The sequence below is a fragment of the Desulfotomaculum sp. 1211_IL3151 genome, from assembly GCF_036763075.1.
Classification (GTDB): Bacteria; Bacillota; Desulfotomaculia; order Desulfotomaculales; family Desulfotomaculaceae; genus Desulfotomaculum.
On the sequence record NZ_JBAIYV010000058.1, the window covers coordinates 96,680 to 116,707 of the forward strand.

Annotated in this window: 17 protein-coding genes and 1 riboswitch; of the genes, 4 read left to right on the forward strand and 13 right to left on the reverse strand. The window is 44.2% G+C overall.

The genetic code is table 11. The annotated features are described in order from the left end of the window. The first annotated feature begins 400 nt into the window (after positions 1-400). On the forward strand, positions 401-2,065 hold the full coding sequence (locus V6C11_RS16505) for an L-lactate permease (protein WP_333532290.1): 1,665 nt from the start codon (positions 401-403) through the stop codon (positions 2,063-2,065). Between the two features lie 18 nt (positions 2,066-2,083). Here the strand turns inward: V6C11_RS16505 and V6C11_RS16510 are convergent, their stop codons facing one another. From V6C11_RS16510 to ychF, 5 genes are all read right to left on the reverse strand, one after another. Then, positions 2,084-3,730 (reverse strand): ASKHA domain-containing protein, encoded by a 1,647-nt coding sequence (locus V6C11_RS16510; RefSeq protein ID WP_333532291.1) that lies wholly within the window; start codon positions 3,728-3,730, stop codon positions 2,084-2,086. Between the two features lie 19 nt (positions 3,731-3,749). Further along, positions 3,750-6,149: a homocysteine S-methyltransferase family protein gene (locus tag V6C11_RS16515; RefSeq protein WP_333532292.1), complete on the reverse strand. Its 2,400-nt coding sequence runs from the start codon at positions 6,147-6,149 to the stop codon at positions 3,750-3,752. Next, entirely contained in the window at positions 6,139-6,825 is a 687-nt protein-coding gene (locus V6C11_RS16520) for a Vitamin B12 dependent methionine synthase activation subunit (protein ID WP_333532293.1), read from the reverse strand. Before V6C11_RS16520 ends, V6C11_RS16515 begins: the two co-directional genes overlap by 11 nt. A gap of 74 nt (positions 6,826-6,899) precedes the next feature. Then, positions 6,900-7,007: riboswitch (SAM riboswitch) on the reverse strand. Positions 7,008-7,068: 61 nt separating this feature from the next. Beyond that, positions 7,069-8,325 (reverse strand): NAD(P)/FAD-dependent oxidoreductase, encoded by a 1,257-nt coding sequence (locus tag V6C11_RS16525; RefSeq protein ID WP_333532294.1) that lies wholly within the window; start codon positions 8,323-8,325, stop codon positions 7,069-7,071. A gap of 176 nt (positions 8,326-8,501) precedes the next feature. Next, a complete protein-coding gene (gene ychF, locus V6C11_RS16530) occupies positions 8,502-9,602 on the reverse strand; it encodes a redox-regulated ATPase YchF (protein WP_333532295.1) in 1,101 nt (366 codons plus the stop codon). Between the two features lie 129 nt (positions 9,603-9,731). On the opposite strand from ychF, the gene V6C11_RS16535 reads away from it, so the two are divergent. Beyond that, positions 9,732-11,039 (forward strand): sodium-dependent transporter, encoded by a 1,308-nt coding sequence (locus V6C11_RS16535; RefSeq protein WP_333532296.1) that lies wholly within the window; start codon positions 9,732-9,734, stop codon positions 11,037-11,039. A gap of 119 nt (positions 11,040-11,158) precedes the next feature. Here the strand turns inward: V6C11_RS16535 and rbr are convergent, their stop codons facing one another. From rbr to V6C11_RS16575, 8 genes are all read right to left on the reverse strand, one after another. Then, the gene (gene rbr / locus V6C11_RS16540; protein WP_333532297.1) at positions 11,159-11,692 is read right to left on the reverse strand and encodes a rubrerythrin; all 534 of its coding nucleotides are present in this window, start codon (positions 11,690-11,692) and stop codon (positions 11,159-11,161) included. Between the two features lie 269 nt (positions 11,693-11,961). Continuing rightward, entirely contained in the window at positions 11,962-12,123 is a 162-nt protein-coding gene (locus V6C11_RS16545) for a hypothetical protein (protein ID WP_333532298.1), read from the reverse strand. Between the two features lie 139 nt (positions 12,124-12,262). Beyond that, complete coding sequence (locus V6C11_RS16550; RefSeq protein ID WP_333532299.1) at positions 12,263-12,622, reverse strand: arsenate reductase family protein; 360 nt, start codon at positions 12,620-12,622, stop codon at positions 12,263-12,265. A 37-nt stretch (positions 12,623-12,659) separates the two neighbouring features. Continuing rightward, on the reverse strand, positions 12,660-14,198 hold the full coding sequence (locus tag V6C11_RS16555; protein WP_333532300.1) for a glycine betaine uptake BCCT transporter: 1,539 nt from the start codon (positions 14,196-14,198) through the stop codon (positions 12,660-12,662). A gap of 130 nt (positions 14,199-14,328) precedes the next feature. Beyond that, complete coding sequence (locus V6C11_RS16560) at positions 14,329-15,522, reverse strand: M24 family metallopeptidase (RefSeq protein ID WP_333532301.1); 1,194 nt, start codon at positions 15,520-15,522, stop codon at positions 14,329-14,331. Between the two features lie 241 nt (positions 15,523-15,763). Next, complete coding sequence (locus V6C11_RS16565) at positions 15,764-16,963, reverse strand: DEAD/DEAH box helicase (protein WP_333532302.1); 1,200 nt, start codon at positions 16,961-16,963, stop codon at positions 15,764-15,766. Between the two features lie 123 nt (positions 16,964-17,086). After that, a complete protein-coding gene (locus V6C11_RS16570) occupies positions 17,087-17,548 on the reverse strand; it encodes a chemotaxis protein CheX (RefSeq protein ID WP_333532303.1) in 462 nt (153 codons plus the stop codon). Then, positions 17,549-17,968: a bacteriohemerythrin gene (locus tag V6C11_RS16575; protein WP_333532304.1), complete on the reverse strand. Its 420-nt coding sequence runs from the start codon at positions 17,966-17,968 to the stop codon at positions 17,549-17,551. It abuts the gene before it with no gap. Between the two features lie 224 nt (positions 17,969-18,192). On the opposite strand from V6C11_RS16575, the gene V6C11_RS16580 reads away from it, so the two are divergent. Both V6C11_RS16580 and V6C11_RS16585 read left to right on the forward strand, forming a co-directional pair. Beyond that, positions 18,193-18,360, forward strand: coding sequence for a hypothetical protein (locus V6C11_RS16580; protein ID WP_333532305.1), 168 nt, complete (start codon positions 18,193-18,195; stop codon positions 18,358-18,360). Between the two features lie 145 nt (positions 18,361-18,505). Further along, entirely contained in the window at positions 18,506-19,906 is a 1,401-nt protein-coding gene (locus V6C11_RS16585) for an MFS transporter (protein WP_333532306.1), read from the forward strand. Positions 19,907-20,028: the final 122 nt, after the last annotated feature.

Sequence of the window (20,028 nt, forward strand, 5' to 3'; positions counted from 1 at the left end):
TTCTATTTCTTCTAGAGCCTTTGATGTACGTTTCTCTTTAGCCATTAATGTAACACCTCCTGTTCATAGATTGTCCAAATTAGACATTTTCACTCCTGTAAGGATTTACTATTTATGTCGGCCACATTGCCAACTAATGGAATGTTTTAATTTTTAAAAATATTTTTTATATAACAGAGGATTTTGACAAAACATGTTTAATATTAATATTAACGGTCTGACCATCAGATATCATGCCATACTATTATCAGATTTGCGTTGCATTTTAGGAAGTACGGCTCCCATTACCACAAGGTTCAAAGTTTGAGTATGCCAAGAGGAGGTGATTTTCAAGTTTTAAGGCATTATTTATAACTAAAGAGGCAATCATAAATAACTAAAACTTGCAAGGAGGTCCTCTATGTTAGCTTTCATGGCCTTTGTGCCGATTTTACTAACGATTATACTAATGGCTGCTTTTAACTGGCCCGCCAAAAGAGCGTTACCCCTATCCTGGGCCCTCAGTGCCGGCATAGCTTTAACAGTTTGGCAAATGGATTTTCAACATGTTTTTGGCTATTCCTTATTTGGATTTTTAAAAGCCATTGACGTTCTTATTATTATCTTTGGAGCCATTTTAATTCTCAATACCATGAAAACTTCCGGTGCCATGACCACCATTAACAATGGTTTTAACGGCATCACCAAGGACCGTCGTATTCAGGCTGTCATTATTGGCTGGATGTTCGGTGCCTTCATCGAAGGTGCCGCTGGTTTTGGTACACCCGCTGCTATTTGTGGTCCCCTGCTAGTGGGTCTTGGTTTTCCTCCCCTGGCTGCGGCCATGGTAGCACTTATCTTTAACAGTACCCCTGTATCCTTTGGTGCAGTTGGTACCCCTGTATTTGGTGCCATGAGTACTTTGGCCGGAAACTTGAGCCAGGTAGGCGCTGATCAAGAAGTCTTTAAGTTACTAATGACTAAGTGGGTAGCAATTCCCCATGGTGTGGTTGGTGTATTTATTCCCTTACTGGGTCTCTGCCTCATGACCAAGTTCTTCAGTGAAGAAAGATCCATTAAACCTGGTTTGGCAGCAGCACCCTTTGCAATTTTTGCCGGTTTAGCCTTTGTCATACCTTATATTTTGACCGCTGCGTTCTTAGGACCTGAGTTTCCCTCTCTGGTCGGTGCTTTCATTGGACTGCCTATCGTTCTATTGGCTGCCAAAGCCGGTTTCTTAGTACCCAAGGATACCTGGGATTTCCCCCACAAATCCAAGTGGGAGGCTGATTGGAAATCTGTTATGGAAGAGAACACGGGTGATATTGGTGAGGCCAAAATGTCCCTGGCCAAGGCTTGGGCTCCCTATGCCTTAATTGCTATTATCCTTGTTGCAACCCGTATTCCCTCCCTGGGTTTAAAGGCCATGTTGGCCGCCCAAACCATTACTATCCCTAACATCATGGGCATTGAAAATCTAAATTATGCCTTACAATGGGCATATCTACCTGGAACCGTTCCCTTTATCCTGGTGGCCTTAATCACCCACTTTATTCACGGTATGAATGGCCAACAAATCAAGACTGCTTGGACCAACACCTTTAAGCAAATTACCGGTGCTGCCATTGCCCTATTCGCCGGTGTAGCCTTGGTTCAATTGATGCTTAACTCAGGTACCAACGCTGGCAACCTGCCCAGCATGATGACAGCGATGGCCCAAGCTGCAGCTGCTCTATCCGGGGATGCCTTCCCCTTCTTTGCACCCTTTATCGGTGTGTTAGGTGCCTTTATTTCCGGGTCCAACACAGTATCCAACATTCTATTTGCTTCCTTCCAGTTTGAGACCGCCAGAATTCTGGCCATGCCCGAGATACTGATTGTAAGCCTACAGATTATTGGTGGTGCTGTGGGTAACATGATCTGTGTTAACAACGTCGTTGCGGTTTGTGCCACAGTGGGTACCATCGGCGTAGAAGGTAAGATAATCAGAAGAAATGCCATCCCCTGCTTCATTTACGGCATCATCGTGGCTGCCATTGTAGCTGCCATGATTTACAGTGGATTCAACCCATTCCCAATTAAATAACCAAAACCCCCTGGATTTTTAAAGATCCGGGGGGTTTTTTAGCCTTTCGTATTCCTTATTCGGGAAATTGATTTGATCCAGGAACAACCCTTGATACCTTTCATCCATTGCCAGTTCCAAATGTTTAAAGGCTTTTTGCATATTCTCCGCCCTTAGTCTTTCACCGTAGGAAAGCAGCATCCTAATTGACCCTATTCCGGCGGCATTGCCAACCTGTTGTACCTTTGCTAAGGAGATGCCATTTAACAGACCGATTCTTTGGGCATTGGCCGGGTCTAAATAGTTCCCAAAACCCCCGGCCAGCTTTAACTCTGTTATATCTTCCGGTGCTATGCTTGCTTCTGTTAGGATCACCTTTATGGCTGCCGCCACTGCTGCTTTAGCAAGCTGCACTTCCCGAATATCCTGTTGGGTAATAAAAATGTCTTTCGTCAGATTTACGGCTCTTTCCGGGTGCGTTTTTAGTCTTTGTTTAATCTTAAAGGATATTACCGGGGAAAGTTCCTCTACCCCTTGGATACGGCCACTGCTGTCAACGATACCCAACCGCAGCATTTCAGCCAGGGCATCTACCAGACCGGAACCACAGATTCCTTCTGCCCGGCCCCCGCCGATAACGCTTGCATGCACATCAAAATCCATCGTAACCTTATCAATGGCACCGGACCTAGCTACCATGCCGTGCTTAATATTACCACCCTCCAGGGCAGGTCCCGCCGGGGCAGAGGCAGCCAGAAACTTTGCCCCTTTTTGCAGTAGGATTTCACCGTTGGTGCCAATATCCACCAGTAACTTGGTTTCATCGGACCAAGAAAAACCTTGGGCCAGACAGGCAGCCAGGGCATCGGAACCCACAAAACCACCGATCAAAGGTGGTAAATAACAAACTGCTTTGGGCACAGCGGTAAGTCCCAATTCCTCTGCCGTTTTATAGAAAGGTCCCTTGGCGTAAGGCTGAAAGGGGGCATTGGCCAGTCCATGTAAGGGAAGTTGCAACAATATGTGAATCATGGGAGTATTTCCTACCATGACAATTTCCCGGATCTGCTCAGGGTTAACCTGAGCCTCCTGGGCACAGGACAAGGCAAGTGAATTTAAACCTGCCACCAATGCTGAGCGAAGGTTTTGATAGTTTGCCTCTCCCGTTAAAGCATGGGACAGACGCGATATAACATCCGCCCCGTAGAGATATTGGCCGTTCCTTAGAGAGGCCACAGCCAGTCTTTTACCACTAAAGAGATCATATAAATAGCTAACCATCGTAGTGGTTCCTATATCCACGGCCAGTCCCAGCGGCGGATCGTCCCATTCAAACTTTTCTACAAAAACCCCTGCACGGTGCTTTAGCTCACCGTTTTTTTCTACCACAAAGGCAGGATCGGTAGGTATCCCCTGGGCGTGGCCTTCTGCCAAAATCACCAGTTCCCCAGAGGCTGGCACTTCCACTGTGCCAGCCTGATCAATAGGAGTTTGACAGGCTAAAACCCACTGCCCCTCCGTGTCAGAGGGCAATACCTTGACCAGGCATTTACCACAGCGGCCCGTACCCCCACAGGGGGCAGCCAGATCAATGCCGAGCAGTCTGGCTGCATCAAATACGGTTGTGCCCGGTGATACCTCAATTGATTTCCCCATTGGCTGAAAAACAATTTCTATTTTATCCAAGGCAAACCCTCTTTTGAAGTTAACATACCAATTTTTTAACCATATTTACTGCTTCCACCGCATCAACGGCATAACCATCGGCCCCGATTTCCTGGGCATATTGTTCCGTAACCGCAGCTCCACCCACCATTACTTTGCACCTTAGCCCCTGTTCTTTCACTTGCTTAATTATTTCAGGCATATTCACCATGGTGGTGGTCATTAAGGCACTTAAACCAATAATCTCAGCATTTTTTTCTGCTGCCACCCGGACAATCTCCTCATTGGGTACATTTTTGCCCAGGTCTATGACATCAAAACCATGGTTAGACAGCATTACCGAGACAATATTTTTGCCGATGTCGTGGATATCTCCCTTAACCGTTGCCATCACCACTGTGCCTGCTTTTTTAGAGGGCCCCTTGGCCAATTCCGGACGTAAATGTTCAAAGCTTTTGGTCATGGTCTCACCGGCCATCATTAACTGCGGCAAAAAGTAAATACCTAGCCCATATCTTCGTCCCACTTCCTCGATCCCAGGCACTAAGGCTTTATCCAACAATTCCATTGGCGATAGCCCTGTGGCCAAGGCTTCATCAATGTATGCCACAACATTATCTTTGTCCCCGGAAAGCACTGCCTGGTATAAAACTTCCAAGGGAGTAGTGGCCAACTTCTCTTGGGGCTTTGCCACTTGAGGACCGTTCGCTGCCTGTTGCTCCCTGGCAATGTACTTCTCAGCCCTGACATCTCGGGCCAGCAGCACGGCAGAGGCCCTCAGGGTTTCCATCATACGTTCATCCTGGGGATTTAGGATGGCTGCATCCAAGCCGGCATATAAGGCCATGGCAAAGAATGCCGTATTGATCAAGCCGCGGTTGGGCAGGCCAAAAGAAACATTGCTGACCCCCAAACTAGTGGTTACTCCCAGTTCCTTCTTTACCCGTCTAATGGCTTCGAGGGTTTGCGGTACTCCTTCCGGTTGGGCACTGACAGTTAACACCAGACAATCCAGCATCAAATCCTGTCTGGGAATACCCCACTCTTCGGTCTTTTGCACCAGCTTTCGCGCCACCTCCAGCCTACCCTGGACTGTGGCTGGAATACCTTGCTCATCCAGAGTTAAACCAATCAGGGCCGCCCCATAGCGTTTGGCCAGGGGTAGGATTGTTTCGATGCTACTTTCTTCACCATTGACAGAATTGATAATCGCCTTGCCGTGGTACAGTTTTAAAGCCTGTTCGATTACCTGAGGGTCTGTACTATCGATACATAGGGGGGCTTCTACCAAAACCTGAATGGCCTGAATGGCTCGCTCCATGGCCGAAATCTGGTCTACCCCGCCCACTCCAACGTTAACGTCTAAAATTTCCGCCCCGGCTTGTACCTGAGCCAAAGCATCCCGTCTGGTAATTTCCGTTTTCCCTGCACGAATTTCTTCTTGCAAAGCCTTTTTGCCGGTGGGGTTGAGACGCTCCCCGATGGCTACGGGTATACCCTGGGGATCAATGGTCACGGTTTTAACCCGGCTGGCTACCCTTAAACCAAAGGTTTTACTCCGGGGTTTTCTTTTAAGTTTCTTTACCCGGCCATAAATTGCCTGGATATGCTCGGGGGTGGTGCCACAGCAACCGCCCAGAATAGAGGCCCCATAGGTGACAAAACGCTCGGCATACTGGGCCATGGTCTCTGGTGTCTCCCGAAAAACGGTTTTACCATCCATAATTTCCGGCATACCGGCATTTGGTGAAACCAAGATCGGCAGGTTCGTACTTTCTGTAAGGGCCTGAACCACCTTTTCCAATTGACGGGGTCCCACTGAACAATTGACCCCAATGGCAGCAACACCAAGTCTTTCAGCCACCACTGCGGCGGTTTCCGGGTCGGTACCGGTAAAGGTGCGACCCGTTTCATCAAAGGTAAAGCTAGCCACCACTGGTACATTGCCGGCATCTGCAGCAGCAATGAGGGCTGCACGCATTTCTCCGATGTCGCCAAAGGTTTCAAAGAGGATTAAATCAACACCTGCCTCCACCATTGCCAGGCATTGTTCATAAAATTGCTCATAGGCTTGATCAAAGGTCATGGTACCCAGTGGTTGCAAAAACTTACCCAGGGGTCCCACTGAACCGGCTACCATTGCTCCGTATGGCCTGGCCGCCTCTTTCGCGATGATAACGGCCTGCCGGTTAATTTCTTTGACCTGATCAGCCAGGTTATAGTCCGCCAATTTTAATCCGATGGCCCCAAAGGTGTTGGTCGTTATGATGTCTGCCCCTGCTTCTAGATACAGTTTATGAATTTCCTTAATAATCTCGGGCTGGCTGAGGTTCCATTCCTCTGGACACCAACCCCCGGGAAGTCCCCTCTGTTGCAACAATGTACCCATGGCACCATCAATGATTAAAACTTCTTTTTGAACTCTTTCTCTAAAGGACAAATTCTTCTCTCCTTCCATTCCAGCAACGATATAGACAATCAGCCTTCTGACACAGGTCACATTTCTCACGTATTTTAGGCGGCTCTGGTACCCAACCAATAAAAAAACATAGGGATTTTGAGGGTTTCATCTGGCAAAACTCATTGCAAGTTATATTTATCTGCCACGCTTCAGCCAATTGAAGCACTGCCGGCAAATACTCCAGCGGCATGTCTTGATAACCGGGGCCTAGCTTGGCCGTGGCATATAATCCCCTTACTCCCATCTGGCGGGCTGCCAGGCCAATTACTTGCTCTGACAGTTCTTCCACCGCCACAGTTCCCACTGCATCCATAATAACTCCCTTGGTTGTTTCGCCCTTATTAAATAACCGTGTCACTTCTTGTTCGATAGCTTCCCCAACTGTTACTGCCACCACGCTTACAGCACTAATTTTTCTTAATGCAGCATCTCCAAGCACAAGGTCAGGCATCGAGCCAATGACAACCCCCTGCTGCTCTAGACAAAAGGGTACTTGAGTAATTGCCGCCGTAGGTGTGGCTAAAACTTTCCCGGCTTGAATAACCGCTTCAATCTGCCTAAGCAATTCCGGCCAATGGTCCGTTGAATTTTTTATGCCCAGGTAACGAAGTACCTTGGCTGGTGGAATCTTTAAAGCTATTTGGGGCAGCAGCATATAATCCTCCAATAATTACCATAATAAAAAAACACCCAATAAGGGCGTTATGGGTGATCGAAATCCCGTCGCACACCTTATCTTTCAAGAAACAAAAGTCCCTGCAGGAGTTGGCACCGCCGCCATAAATGGCCGGTTGCCGGGTTTCATAGGGCCAGTCCCTCCACCACTCTTGATAAGTGCAAAATTTTTATTTTATTATTGTAATGTACAATAGGTTTAGCTTTTTCGTCAAGATATTAATTAGATAAAATTTGCCGCAGACTCCCCTGCCACATAGCCAGTGCTAAAGGCCACCTGCATATTAAAACCACCCGTTTGTGCATCCACATCCAGAACTTCTCCGGCAAAAAACAGACCTTTCATCAGCTTGGATTCCATTGTCCGGGGATTTATTTCATTTACTTTAATTCCTCCGGCAGTTATTGTGGCCTCTTGAATGGGTCTGGTACCGGTTATATGAATTGGCAAACCCTTCAATAAAGCAGTCAGATTGCTTATCTCGTGGTGGCTTACCCTATTTGAAGGACGCTCTAAGGGAATATCAACCAACCGTAGGATCACTTTGGTCAACCTCTCTGGTATGCTTTCGGCTAAAATATTTTTTATGGAACGCTTGCCGGCTTGGCCAAGGTTTTTTGTTAGTTTTTGTTCTAGGTCACCCAAGGGGTAGCCGGGGAACAAATCTATTTTTCCTTGGATTAAAGCCTGGCTATCCTTCTGACAGGCCAGTGCCACTGGTCTGCTTACCCGCAGAGCACCGGGACCCGAAAGACCCCAGTGGGTTACAATAACATCGCCAACCTCCGCTGCCATTGTTTTTCCTTTTTGATTGTAAAGGGTGATGGTTACATCCTTTAAAGAAAGTCCCTGCACCTCCCGGTTGAGTATCCAGGGGTCGTTACAGGTAATGGAAACAGCCGCAGGCAACAATGGGGTCACCGCATGCCCCACCTGCCGGGCCAGCTTGTAACCATCCCCGGTGCTGCCAGTGGCAGGATAAGAAAGCCCGCCGGTGGCTACCACCACTGCTTTAGCAGTTACGACCTGGTCATTTATTTTGACACCCTGACAGGTTTGATCAGCCACCAAAAGAGAACTTACCTTAACGGCATAACTTATTTTCACACCAATTTGCTTTAGGTACCCAGTAAGTGCCTGAACCACATCAGCGGCCCGGTCACTAACCGGAAAAACCCGCCCTCTTTCTTCTACTTTCGTCTTAATCCCTAGGGTGCGTAAAAAACTTCTTAAATCTTCGCCTGAAAATCGGTGTAAGGCACCATAGACAAATTTACCATTGCCCGGAATATTGATAATCATTTCATTAATATCAGCACAATTGGTTAGGTTGCAACGTCCCCCGCCAGTAATGAGCATTTTTCTGCCCAGGGATTCATTTTTCTCCAGCAGCAGCACCCGTGCCCCCAGCATAGCTGCCCGGGCTGCCGCCATCATGCCAGCGGGGCCTCCCCCAACCACTAAAACATCCCATTTCAAATAAATCGACTCCCGTGTTTGGTAATTATGCCTTACTTGTTATATTTTAACTCAAGTAGGGGCTAAAGCATACTCATACCGGAAATATCCTTCGCTAGCTCAGGATGACAAAACGGCTGGCGGAAGGCTGAAAAAGCAGCCCCTTGGCAGGGCTGCCATTTACCATATATGCAAAATTAAACATTAAATCTAAAGTTTATAATATCTCCATCCTGTACGGTATATTCTTTACCTTCCAAGCGGAGGACGCCCTTTTCTTTGGCTTTGGCCATGGAACCAGTGGCCGACAGGTCTGCAAAGGCAATAACCTCAGCGCGGATAAAGCCGCGTTCGATATCGGAGTGAATCTTTCCTGCCGCTCTTTTGGCATCTGTGCTGCGCCTGATTGTCCAGGCCCGCACCTCATCCTCCCCAGCAGTTAGGAAGGAAATTAAACCTAAATATTCATAGGCTGCCTGGGCCAAACGATCGATACCCAATTCCTTGATACCCAGGTCTTCCATAAATAGTTCCCGGTCCTCGTCTGGCAATTGGCTGATTTCCATTTCTATACGGCCACATATCTCTATGACAGCAATGCCCTTTTCTGCAGCGTATTTTTCCACATTGGCCTTACCCAGGTAGCTTCCTTCCCTAAACTGGTCTTCATCAATGTTGATTACCAGCATCATGGGTTTCTCAGTCAAAAAGGCATAGTTTTTCAGAGTTGCTTTTTCTTCATCGGTTAAACCCAATTGGCTAATGGGACTTTCATCCTCCAAAGCCTGCAAACATTTCTTTAAGACTTCTAATTCAAAGGCATTTTCCTTGGTAATCTTTTTACCCGACTGAATTCTTTCAATTCTCTTTTCCACCAGATCCATATCAGCCAAAAGAATCTCTACGGCAATGGTTTCTATATCCCGCATCGGATTAATCTCATCTTCCACATGGGGTACGTCTGAGTTCTCAAAGGCTCTTACCACATGAACCAATAAGTCAGCATTACGAACGGCACTGAGGAATTGGTTGCCAACACCCTTCCCTTCACTGGAACCCCGTACCAAGCCTGGTACTTCACTAAATTGAATCTGGGCAAAGGTAGTTTTACGCGGCTTGTACATGTTCACTAAAAAATCAATTCTTTTATCTGGTATTTTGGCAGATGCAGTAATGGTTTCGGTTTTACCACTGAGGAAATTTGATGTTTCCTGATTCGAGTTGGTCAATAAATTAAATATTGTTGTTTTTCCCACCATCGGCAGTCCAATAATACCACTGGTTAAATTGGTTGACACATTTATCACCTCTGTTGATGAGAATTTTACCATATAATTATTAAGTTTGCTATCAATATGGGCATAATTAACTTGGTTGGAGGAAGTTTATCCTTGGTAATACTTCATATATAATGGGTGGTGCATGAAATGGCTGCAGAACGTGAGACTTGGTCAGGAAAAACCGGTTTTATTTTAGCCTGTATCGGAGCAGCAATGGGGCTTGGCTCCATATGGATGTTCCCCTGGCGGATCGGTGCCCACGGCGGTGGAGCATTCATGATTCCTTATCTGCTCTTTACCTTTGGTTTAGGTGTTTTTGGTTTAATGGGTGAATTTGCCTTTGGCCGCAGCCAACGAAAGGGGGCCATCGGCTCCTTTGCCAAGGTATTTAAGGCAAAGGGCAAAAATTACGGTGCTGCACTGGGTATTATACCCGTTCTCGGTGTTACTGGGGTCTTTGTCTTTTATTTGGTTGTTTGTGGTTGGATTTTGAAATATCTTTGTCTTGCCGTCAGCGGAGCCTTTGGTAAAATTGATCCCGGTCCTTACTTTGCCGGCTTTGCCGGGCACCCTGAGAGTATTTTCTGGCATTTCTTAGCATTGGCCATAACCTTAACCATTATTGCCAAGGGTGTTTTAGGCGGTATTGAAAGAGCCAATAAATATATGATGCCCGGTCTGTTCATCATTCTAATTATTCTGTTGTTCCGTTCTTTGACCTTACCTGGTTCCATGGAGGGTGTTCGATTTCTGCTGGCACCAGACTGGAGCAAACTGGCAGATGGCACCACCTGGGTGATGGCTTTAGGACAAGCCTTCTTTACAGTGTCCCTGGGTGGTGCTGCCATGCTGGTTTATGGCAGTTACCTTAAGGAAACAGAGGATGTTACTTCCTCTGCCATTCATACTGCACTTTGGACTACCATTGCTTCTCTGTTGGCTGCCTTTGTTACCATTCCATCAACCTTTGCCTTCAATTTAGACATTCAGGCGGGGCCCCCTTTGTTATTTATTACCCTTCCAATGGTATTTAAGACGATGGCTGGCGGCACTATCTTTGCTATTCTTTTTTTCTTAGCTGTAATTTTTGCTGCCATCTCCTCCGCCATCAATCTAATGGAGGTACCCGTTGAGGCGATCATGGATCGCTTTAATCTGAGCCGGCTGAAAGCTTCCCTTATCGTAGCCCTAACGGGCTTTATAATTGGTATCCCCCTGGATCTAAATATGGATCTATTTGGCAAATTTGCTGACCTTGTGACCATTTATTTTGTACCCTTTGGTGCTGTTATGGCATCCTTTGTCTTCTTCTGGATATATGGTGCAACCAAAGCCAGAGAACAAATCAATAAAAGTGCCGCAAAACCATTGGGTAAATGGTTGGAGTTTCACACCAAATATGTCTTTACCACTATAGCCATTGTGGTGTTAATTATCGGTATAATTCAAAGTTGACAGACCTAATCGTGTTACACAATGAGCGGTGCGAAACGACCCAGGGGCTGTTGCCTACATTTTGAATGAAAAAAGTGTCGCCTGCCTACTAAAAAGTAGTTTGCGACACTTCCTTTTGACTAATAGTTTTCAACCAGTAATTCGTAGTGGGCCTGAGGGTGAGCACAGGCGGGGCACAACTCGGGTGCTTCTTTTCCTTCGTGGACATAACCACAATTGCGGCACTTCCACTTGACTTGCTCTTCCCGCTTAAATACTCTGCCTTCTTCAATATTTTTCAACAAGGCCAGAAAACGTTTTTCATGTTCTTCTTCTACCTCGCCAATTTCTTTAAACACATCAGCAATCTCGTTAAAACCTTCTTCCCGGGCAATTCTCTCAAATTCCACGTACATATTGGTGTATTCGTAGTTTTCACCCTCTGCCGCTTCTTTGAGGTGCGTTTTGGTATCTGTAATGCCATTGAGAAATTTAAAAAGTCTTTTTGCGTGTTCCTTCTCATTGTCTGCAGTCTCAATAAAGATACCTGCAATTTGCTCATAGCCTTCTTTTTTTGCAGTGCTAGCCCAGTAGGTATATTTATTTCGTGCCTGACTTTCACCTGCAAAGGCAGCTAATAGGTTTGCTTCTGTTTTCGTTCCCTTTAAATTCATTTTCAAATCCCCCTTGTTCTTTCTTCTCTTTATGATGATAAAATTACTATTCGTTAAATTCCAATGATTTCCCTCTAATATGATAGGTCGTTCAGGCTTTGTTCATTTTTTTGTCATAATTATTAGAAAAGCTCAGGCCCGCGCCAGCCTATCGCGCGAGTCAGAGCTTTTCTAATCCTATCATCCTTAAAATTTTATACTTCTATTTTATACTTCTAATAGTAAGAAAAACAAAGCCGACCCTTGTAGGCCGACTCTTTGATCTTATATTACATTGGCTTTTCTTTGCTGGAGGTAACACGCATCTTTTCCTTGGGCTTTTCATTTCCCTGAAAAAGATCGTCAGCAAATTGATCTAACCTGGCAGGGTGGCTGGCAGGGCGTTCTGGATTCCTGGTGTTCGGGCTGTTGCTGGTACCACGATCTGACATTTTTTCACCTCCGTTAATTTAGAACCTTTTCGATGCGGGTCCAGACTCTCTTTGGGCCTATATAGCCGTTTCAAGGATTGACTGGCTTTCTGACAAAGGCCCTTCGACCTCAGCTGTAGTATTCCCGATCCGTTCCACGTTATGATGCAAATGTCCCTTGCCATTCCTGTTCTTTAAAACCAACCAAAACCTTCTCACCATTTGTCAATATGGGACGTTTCACCAACATGCCATCGGAGGCCAGGATATCATAAAGCTCTTCCGCAGTGGCAGTTTTAATTCTGTCCTTTAACCCCAGTTCCCTGTATTTGACACCGCTGGTGTTAAAGAATTTTTTAATCTCCAAACCACTTCTTTGATGAAGTTCACGTATTTCATCTTTAGTTGGATTGTCACGAACAATGTGACGGGTAGAAAATTCTATGCCCTTTGCTGTAAGCCAATCCTTGGCTTTTCGAACAGTACTTCATCTAGGATAATCAAACAAAACCCATGTCATTTATCTGTCCTCCGGTATCCTCATATTTTTTTGTAATTTACTTTTCCTTTTTGGGTAAAGGTTTAAAAGCAATCTTGTTGCCCGTCCTCTTACGGTATTCCCTTAGCATACCATCATAGTCATCATCAAGGGCCTTCATAATAGAAAAACACATGAGTACCATGATAATGGCAAAGGGCAGGGCCGTCACAATAGATGCTGTCTGCAGTCCCTGTAACCCCCCGCTTATTAATAAAACAATGGCAATGGAAGACTGCAATATTCCCCAAATAAGTTTCACCTTTTTGGAAGGGTTGTTATCACCCTTAGAGGAAAACATCCCTAAGACAAAGGTAGCAGAATCTGCGGATGTAATAAAAAAGGTTATGATTAATAATGTAGCTGTGGCAGCTAATAAGGTTCCCAGGGGTAATTGTCCCAGGGTAATAAACAATGCAACTGTAATATCTTCTTGGACGGCAGCAGCAATTCCCTTTTGCCCAAATAACTCAAGATTTAACGCTGCTCCCCCAAAGGTTGCAAACCAAAAGAAACTAAACAAACTAGGAACCAATAAAACTCCCAAAATAAATTCCTTGATGGTACGCCCCTTAGAAATTCGGGCAATGAACATTCCCACAAAGGGGGCCCAGGCAATCCACCAGGCCCAGTAAAACAAGGTCCAATTACCAACCCATTTATTCTGGGTAAAGGGAGTAAGACGAAGACTCATTTGAATAATATTTTGCAGGTAATCACCAAGCGTAGTTGTTAGCGTATCAAAAATAAAAGAAGTTGGCCCTAGAAATAAAACAAAAAACAATAGGGCTATTGCCACTGAGATATTGGCATTGCTCAGAATTTTGATTCCCCTATCCAGTCCCGTGGTGGCTGATATCATGTATAGCACTGAAACAACCAGAATAATTAAAAACTGAACAAAGGTGTTATTCGGAATGTTCAAAAGGTGCGCCAAGCCACCATTAATTTGAAGTGTTCCTAATCCCAGAGAGGTAGCAACGCCAAATGCCGTGGCCACAATGGCCAGTATATCAATTGTTTTGCCTATGGGCCCGTTTATACGGTCTCCTAGCAATGGGTAAAAGGTGGAACTGATTAATCCCCTATATCCCTTACGGAAATTAAAGTAGGCCAAGGACAGGCCTATAATTGTATAAATGGCCCAAGGATGAAAACCCCAATGAAAAAAGGCATATCTCATACCGATCCTGGCCGCATCCGCCGTACCTTCTTGATAGCCCTGGGGCGGGTTTAAATAATGGCTAACCGGTTCTGCAACACCCCAAAACACCAGTCCAATGCCCATCCCTGCACTGAACAGCATACTAAACCAGGTGATATTGGAATATTCCGGTTTGCTGTCATCATCACCCAAACGTATCTTTCCATATTTACTGAAAGCAAGGTAAATGGCAAATATAAGAAAACCAAAGGTTGCCAGAAGGTAAAACCAACCAAACTTCTCTGTCATAAAGGCTAGTAAACTATTGGCTTGCTGACCTAGGCTATGTGGAAAAAGTGCTCCCCAAAATACAAATGCCAGGATGATAGATACAGCTATATAAAAGATAATCAACGACCCCCTGTGCTACAGTTAAATCATTGTTATTTTTATTTCTTTTCAGCATATCTATACTACCTGGAAAATTTAAATAAGTGCACATATTTTACCTCATGCCAGTTATCTTGGGATTTTTCGCCCAATGCTAATATACCGGAAGCAACCCAGGGTGATCCCCGGTAATACTCCGCCCGCCTTGGGGAGTAACCACAAAGGTGTTCTCAATTCCCACTACACCAATGTCTTCAATCCCTTTTTTAGGTTCAATCGCAAAAACCATTCCTTCCTTTAGGGGTTCCGAAAAACCCTTGGCAATGATCGGTAATTCATCTGTCCACAGGCCAATTGCATGACCTAGAAATGGTATAGCCCGTTTACCAAAGCCCATAAAATTTTCACGGAACGCATGGCTCAGGCTATTCATGATCGTGTCATATATAGTAGCTGGAACAGCCCCCGGTTTTAGCATATCTGCAATTTGATACTGTATTTCCACACATTGATTATGGATAGAGATTGCTTTTTCTGGAAGGGATTCCCCAAACATGTAGGTCATCGTTTTATCTGTATGATAACCCCCGACGCCACACCCTAAATCCATATAGACTAAATCCCCTTTTTTAAGTTTACGTTCCCGACTACCCATCGTAGGCACTGCCCAACTTATGCCATAACTCCCTGCCGGCCCATAAAAACAGGTCGGGTAAAGCGAACTTTCGCCGAAGGCAGTATAACCTAGTGCCATCTCGGTGTCAAACCCTCTTAATCTGGTTACTCCATGATGACCTTCTTCAACCAATAGGCTAAACACCTCCGTGGCAAGTCTTGCTTCACTGATACCTTCTTTAAGTAGTTTTGGTACATCGTCCTCCATCACCCTTTGATGAATTTTACCCGATTGTTCCATTAGTGATAGTTCGTAGGGACTTTTTATAGCCCTTATGGCAGCTATTTGTGCATCTACAGCATGTCCTACGGTAAAAGAGAAATACTTCTGAAGTCGCTGATACAATGCCAGCGGCACGCTTTCGGTTTCCATATAAAGCACTTTAGGAAATTCCTTAAAGGATGCAGCCACATCGCTATAGGTGTTCATCGGCTTTATGTTCGGAAAAAATGATTCCTCCAAGGCCCGCTCATAACTACGACGAACCCAAAAAATTGCTTCATCCCCCCGGGGAATCATTAGCAAGCCATCTTGCATGGTCCCAGTAAAGTAGTAAAGGTTAATTTTATTGATAACTACAGCTATTTCCCAGTCTGGATTTGACACTTTCATTTTGTCCCTAAACCGTTTCATTCTTGCCTGAAGCTCAGTAAAAGGTACCTTAGACTTCAATGGACAGCACCCCTAAATATTATTTTATAATTAATTGAATAATATCACAATTCAATTAATTTAAACAGATTCCGTGCTTCCAAAAATATAGCCTTATATCTTAGGCGTTAAGCCATCCGCTATGTCATCCTGAGCGGTAGCGAAGGTTCTTTTTCTATCCTTAGAAAGGCTATCCTCAAGATCCTTCGCTCTAGCCAGGCTGACAAAAATTTTCCATGGTGACGTTTTGCTGCATGAGCAGCTATCTGGATTTAACAACGCCTTTTGTTGTGCCTTTTTTCTTAGCAGGCGGCCTGTTCTTCTTTTGATCAACAATGAAACCTTTGAATACGTCTTTTTTACTAATTTTTATCTTAAGCTCTTTTTCGTATCTTTTAATTATAGGTAATTCTCTTTCCGTAATGATGGTCACAGACGTACCTAGTCGGCCGCTTCTGCCCGTTCTGCCCGCTCTATGCAAATATTCCATAGCCTGTTCGGTTAAATCCATACTAAAGATGTGCGTTACACCCTGCACGTCTAGGCCTCTGGCAGCGATATCCGAAGCCACTAAAATTTGAATCTCTTCATTTCTAAACCCTTCTAAAGCCCTTTGACGGTCTTCCTTCGATACTCCACCCAGTATTTTGTGGGCTTTGTAGTGGTGATATTGCAATTTCTCAGTAATTCTCTGAATCTCTTCACTATTATTGACAAAGACAATTGCTTTTTGGGGTTTATATGCTGCTATTAGTTTTCTTAAAACCTCAAGTTTATCCCTTTGACTCTCGGCCATAAAATAAAAATGGGAGATATTTGAATTGACTAGTGCGCTAGCTGTAATCTTTACTACCTCTGCATCCCGCATTAACTCCTTGGCAATTGCTAAGGTTTTTGCATTGATATTTGCCGCAAAAACCATTAATTGCCGATCCTTCATGGTGGTTTTAATCACTGCCTTAACCCGGTTGACATCATTTTGATCCAACAGCCTGTCACCCTCGTCTATGACAATGGTTTTTATGGTATGGGCACTAATCTTTTTCTTCCCTATCAGTTCCTGAATTCTGCCCACTGAGCCTACTATTATATGGGGTTTCTCCCGCAAAGCCTCTATTTGTCTTAGAATGTTAACTTCCCCAATAATGGGGCTGGAGGTTACCGGCAGGCCAGAGTTTTCGGCTAGTTTTTTTATCTCTTGATTAATCTGCATAGCCAGCTCATGGGTTGGTGCCAAAATAATAGCCTGCATTTCCCTTTTATCACGATCGATCTTTTGAAAAATGGGCAATAAATAGGCCAATGTTTTGCCGCTTCCTGTTTGTGACTGTCCGATAAGGTCTTTATTTTGCAATAGTAAAGGTATTGTTTTGGCCTGAATTTCCGTAGGTTCTGCTATTCCTCCCTTATTTAACCCCTCTATCAGTTTTTCATTTAACCCGATTTCAGCAAATGTTGTCATTTTATCTCCCATATTAATTTTATATCGTAATATATCTTCTATTATCTTAACCTTGATTGTTTATTTCTAAGCCTAAAAACACCCTTCTAGGTTAGATGCCGGTCATGGAATAAGACCCTTTTTCTATTTTTCCTTAAGAAATAGAGCAATACTAAATTCTCCAATGGGAGTTTTTAATGGTAATAACAGGGCCTTTTCGTTGCCTAAAGATAAGGATTTGTATTCCCCAACAATTACCTGTGGTGTGGCAATGTCGCAATGATAATTATTAGCTGACAGCATGGTTATTGCATTACCACCTATAATGTTAGCCACTTCACCAATAGCGGATGAAACAAAGCTATCTATTTCATCCATTTCCATACCACTCATAATTTTAACCATTTCCAACGTCATATCTTTAGGGAAGCTAAATAATACCGTTCCCTTGACGTCACCGATAATGCCAAGAATCACACTGGCATCTTTACTGGACACCATGTCCTCAAGCAACCTCGGCATTCCTCTTTCCGTGGTTATATCAAGCATTAAAGCTAAAACATCATTCGTTGCTTGGTAAAAGGAGTTTACATATTCCGCTTTCATTTATTTTTCTCCCCCTTGACCTTCTACATATTCCCCAATTTTCTGATCCATGGCAGCCACGTGCATAATTAACCAAGCCATTAGTTTTCCACCAAACTCCTGCACAAGTTCTTCACTGTAACCCTCTTGCTCTAACCTTTGTACATAACGATTTACATCTGCTTTAAATTTAGCGTGGATCTTCTGATGATTTTCTAAATCAGGATAGTTAATTTTCTTTTGATAAGCTTCCTCCGCATTAAAATGAACCACAACATATTCTTGCATAAAAGCCATATTTTCTTTAACTTTATCAAGCTTGGCCTGCCAGTTACCCTCTCCCCGAACAGTCTGAATAAATTCTGATACCCTTTTAAAGAGTTCCTCATGCTGGTTATCAATGAGAGGTACGCCAATTTTATACTTCTCTTTCCACATCATTTTACTATCCCGCCTTTCAAAATAAACTGTAACCCCTTTAATTGGTGCAGTTTTATGTTAATTTTACCATGGGTTGGTACTAAATTGACCACTGATTTGTTGAGCCGAAATATATAAACATTATTTAGATAAATTTTAAAATTAGAACTTTTAATGGTTAGACAACTTTTTATGTTAAAATATTCTTTGTTGCAAAAATATTGGAATTGGAGGTAAATAGCAACATGAAAAACAACGGTTCAATTAATAACAAACTTATGCTAATTGGTATTGTGCCGATTATTTTATTTGGTCTTTTAATTATTCAGCCCGTATTCGGCAGTGGTACCCGTGATGAGAGTCACCAAATCGAATCCCCCTCACCAGTATTATTAAAATTAACCAGAGGATAGCAACAAACCCGAAGTTTATCTAACTTCGGGTTTGTCGTTGGCCCAGAAAGTGACTTGTAAAACAAAAGGTGGTAATATGATTATAAGAAACCATCAGGGGTATTATAATAATTTAAATGAATTTTGAGCAAAGGATTTGATGAAAGTGAATGCAAATGAATCGCTAAAGAGGTACACTCTATTGGTGGCCTGCGGGGCATCCTTTTTGACTCCTTTTATGGGCAGCGCCATTAACCTTGCCATTCCTAGTATTGGTAAAGAATTTAATAGTAATGCTCTTTTGCTTAGTTGGGTTGCCACTAGCTACATATTGGCCTCTGCAACTTTTCTGGTGCCATTCGGAAGACTGGCGGATATTGTGGGCAGGAAAAAGATTTTTTTGCTGGGAATTATTGCCTTTACCCTCTCTTCATTTTTCTGTGGTTTCGCCTGGTCAATTAATTCCCTGATTCTTTTTCGGGTCTTACAAGGGATTGGCAGTGCCATGATCTTTGGTACCGGGATGGCTATTTTGACCTCGGTTTTTCCACCCCAGGAACGGGGTAAGGTGCTCGGTATTAACGTAGCTACCGTATATACAGGTCTTTCCTTGGGCCCGGTACTGGGCGGTGTCCTGAACCACAACTTAGGTTGGCAATCCATTTTTTATTTAACAGCTTTGATCTCCCTTGTTGTGCTGTTGTTTAGTATTGCTAAATTAAAGGGAGAGTGGGCCGGTGCCAAAGGTGAACCCTTTGACTTACTGGGATCCCTCCTCTATTCCGTTGGTCTGGTAACCTTTATGTATGGTATTTCTGCCATTGATTCTGTTGTCTGGGCAAAATATGTCCTGGCCATCGGTCTGGTTGTACTGATAACCTTTGTATTTTATGAAATGAAGGTTACCCACCCAGTTTTAAAGATCGGTTTGTTTAGTAAAAATATAACCTTTGCTTTTTCCAATCTAGCCGCTCTGATTAACTATAGTGCTACCTTTGCTTTAGGCTTTCTACTCTCCATGTACCTGCAGGTGGTATTGGGCTACAATTCCCAAACAGCAGGCTTGATCCTGCTTTCCCAACCAGTATTGATGGCTTTGTTGTCCCCCTATGCCGGAACCCTTTCAGACCGGATTGATCCCCGGATTGTATCTTCCTGGGGTATGGCCATAAGCACCCTGGGGCTGTTTATTTTTTGTTTCTTGACCAAAACAACTCCTATTTGGTTAGTGGTGCTGAACCTTGGGTTACTGGGCATCGGTTTTGCCTTGTTTTCATCCCCAAATACCAACTCAGTAATGGGATCGGTGGAGAAAAAATTTTATGGGGTAGCCTCTTCCACCCTGGGTACCATGAGGCTAACAGGCCAAACCATCAGCATGGCTGTGGTGACTTTGCTGCTAACTATTTATATTGGTGAAGTAAATTTAAGTTCAGCGGACCCGGATTCACTCCTTAAGGGTACCAAAACAGCCTTTATTGTATTTACTGTGATGTGTTTCGGAGGAATATTTGCCTCCCTAGCCAGGGGCAAAGCAAACTCTGTGCAGGAAGCCAGGGTAAAATAAAGGCCATGAGCCGTGGGTCGTGGCCTTGGGCTTTTAGCCGTCAGCCATCATCCTTTCTGCGACAGCACAAGGGGACGGTTCTTTTGTGTTGTTCTAGAGCACAACACAAAAGAACCGTCCCC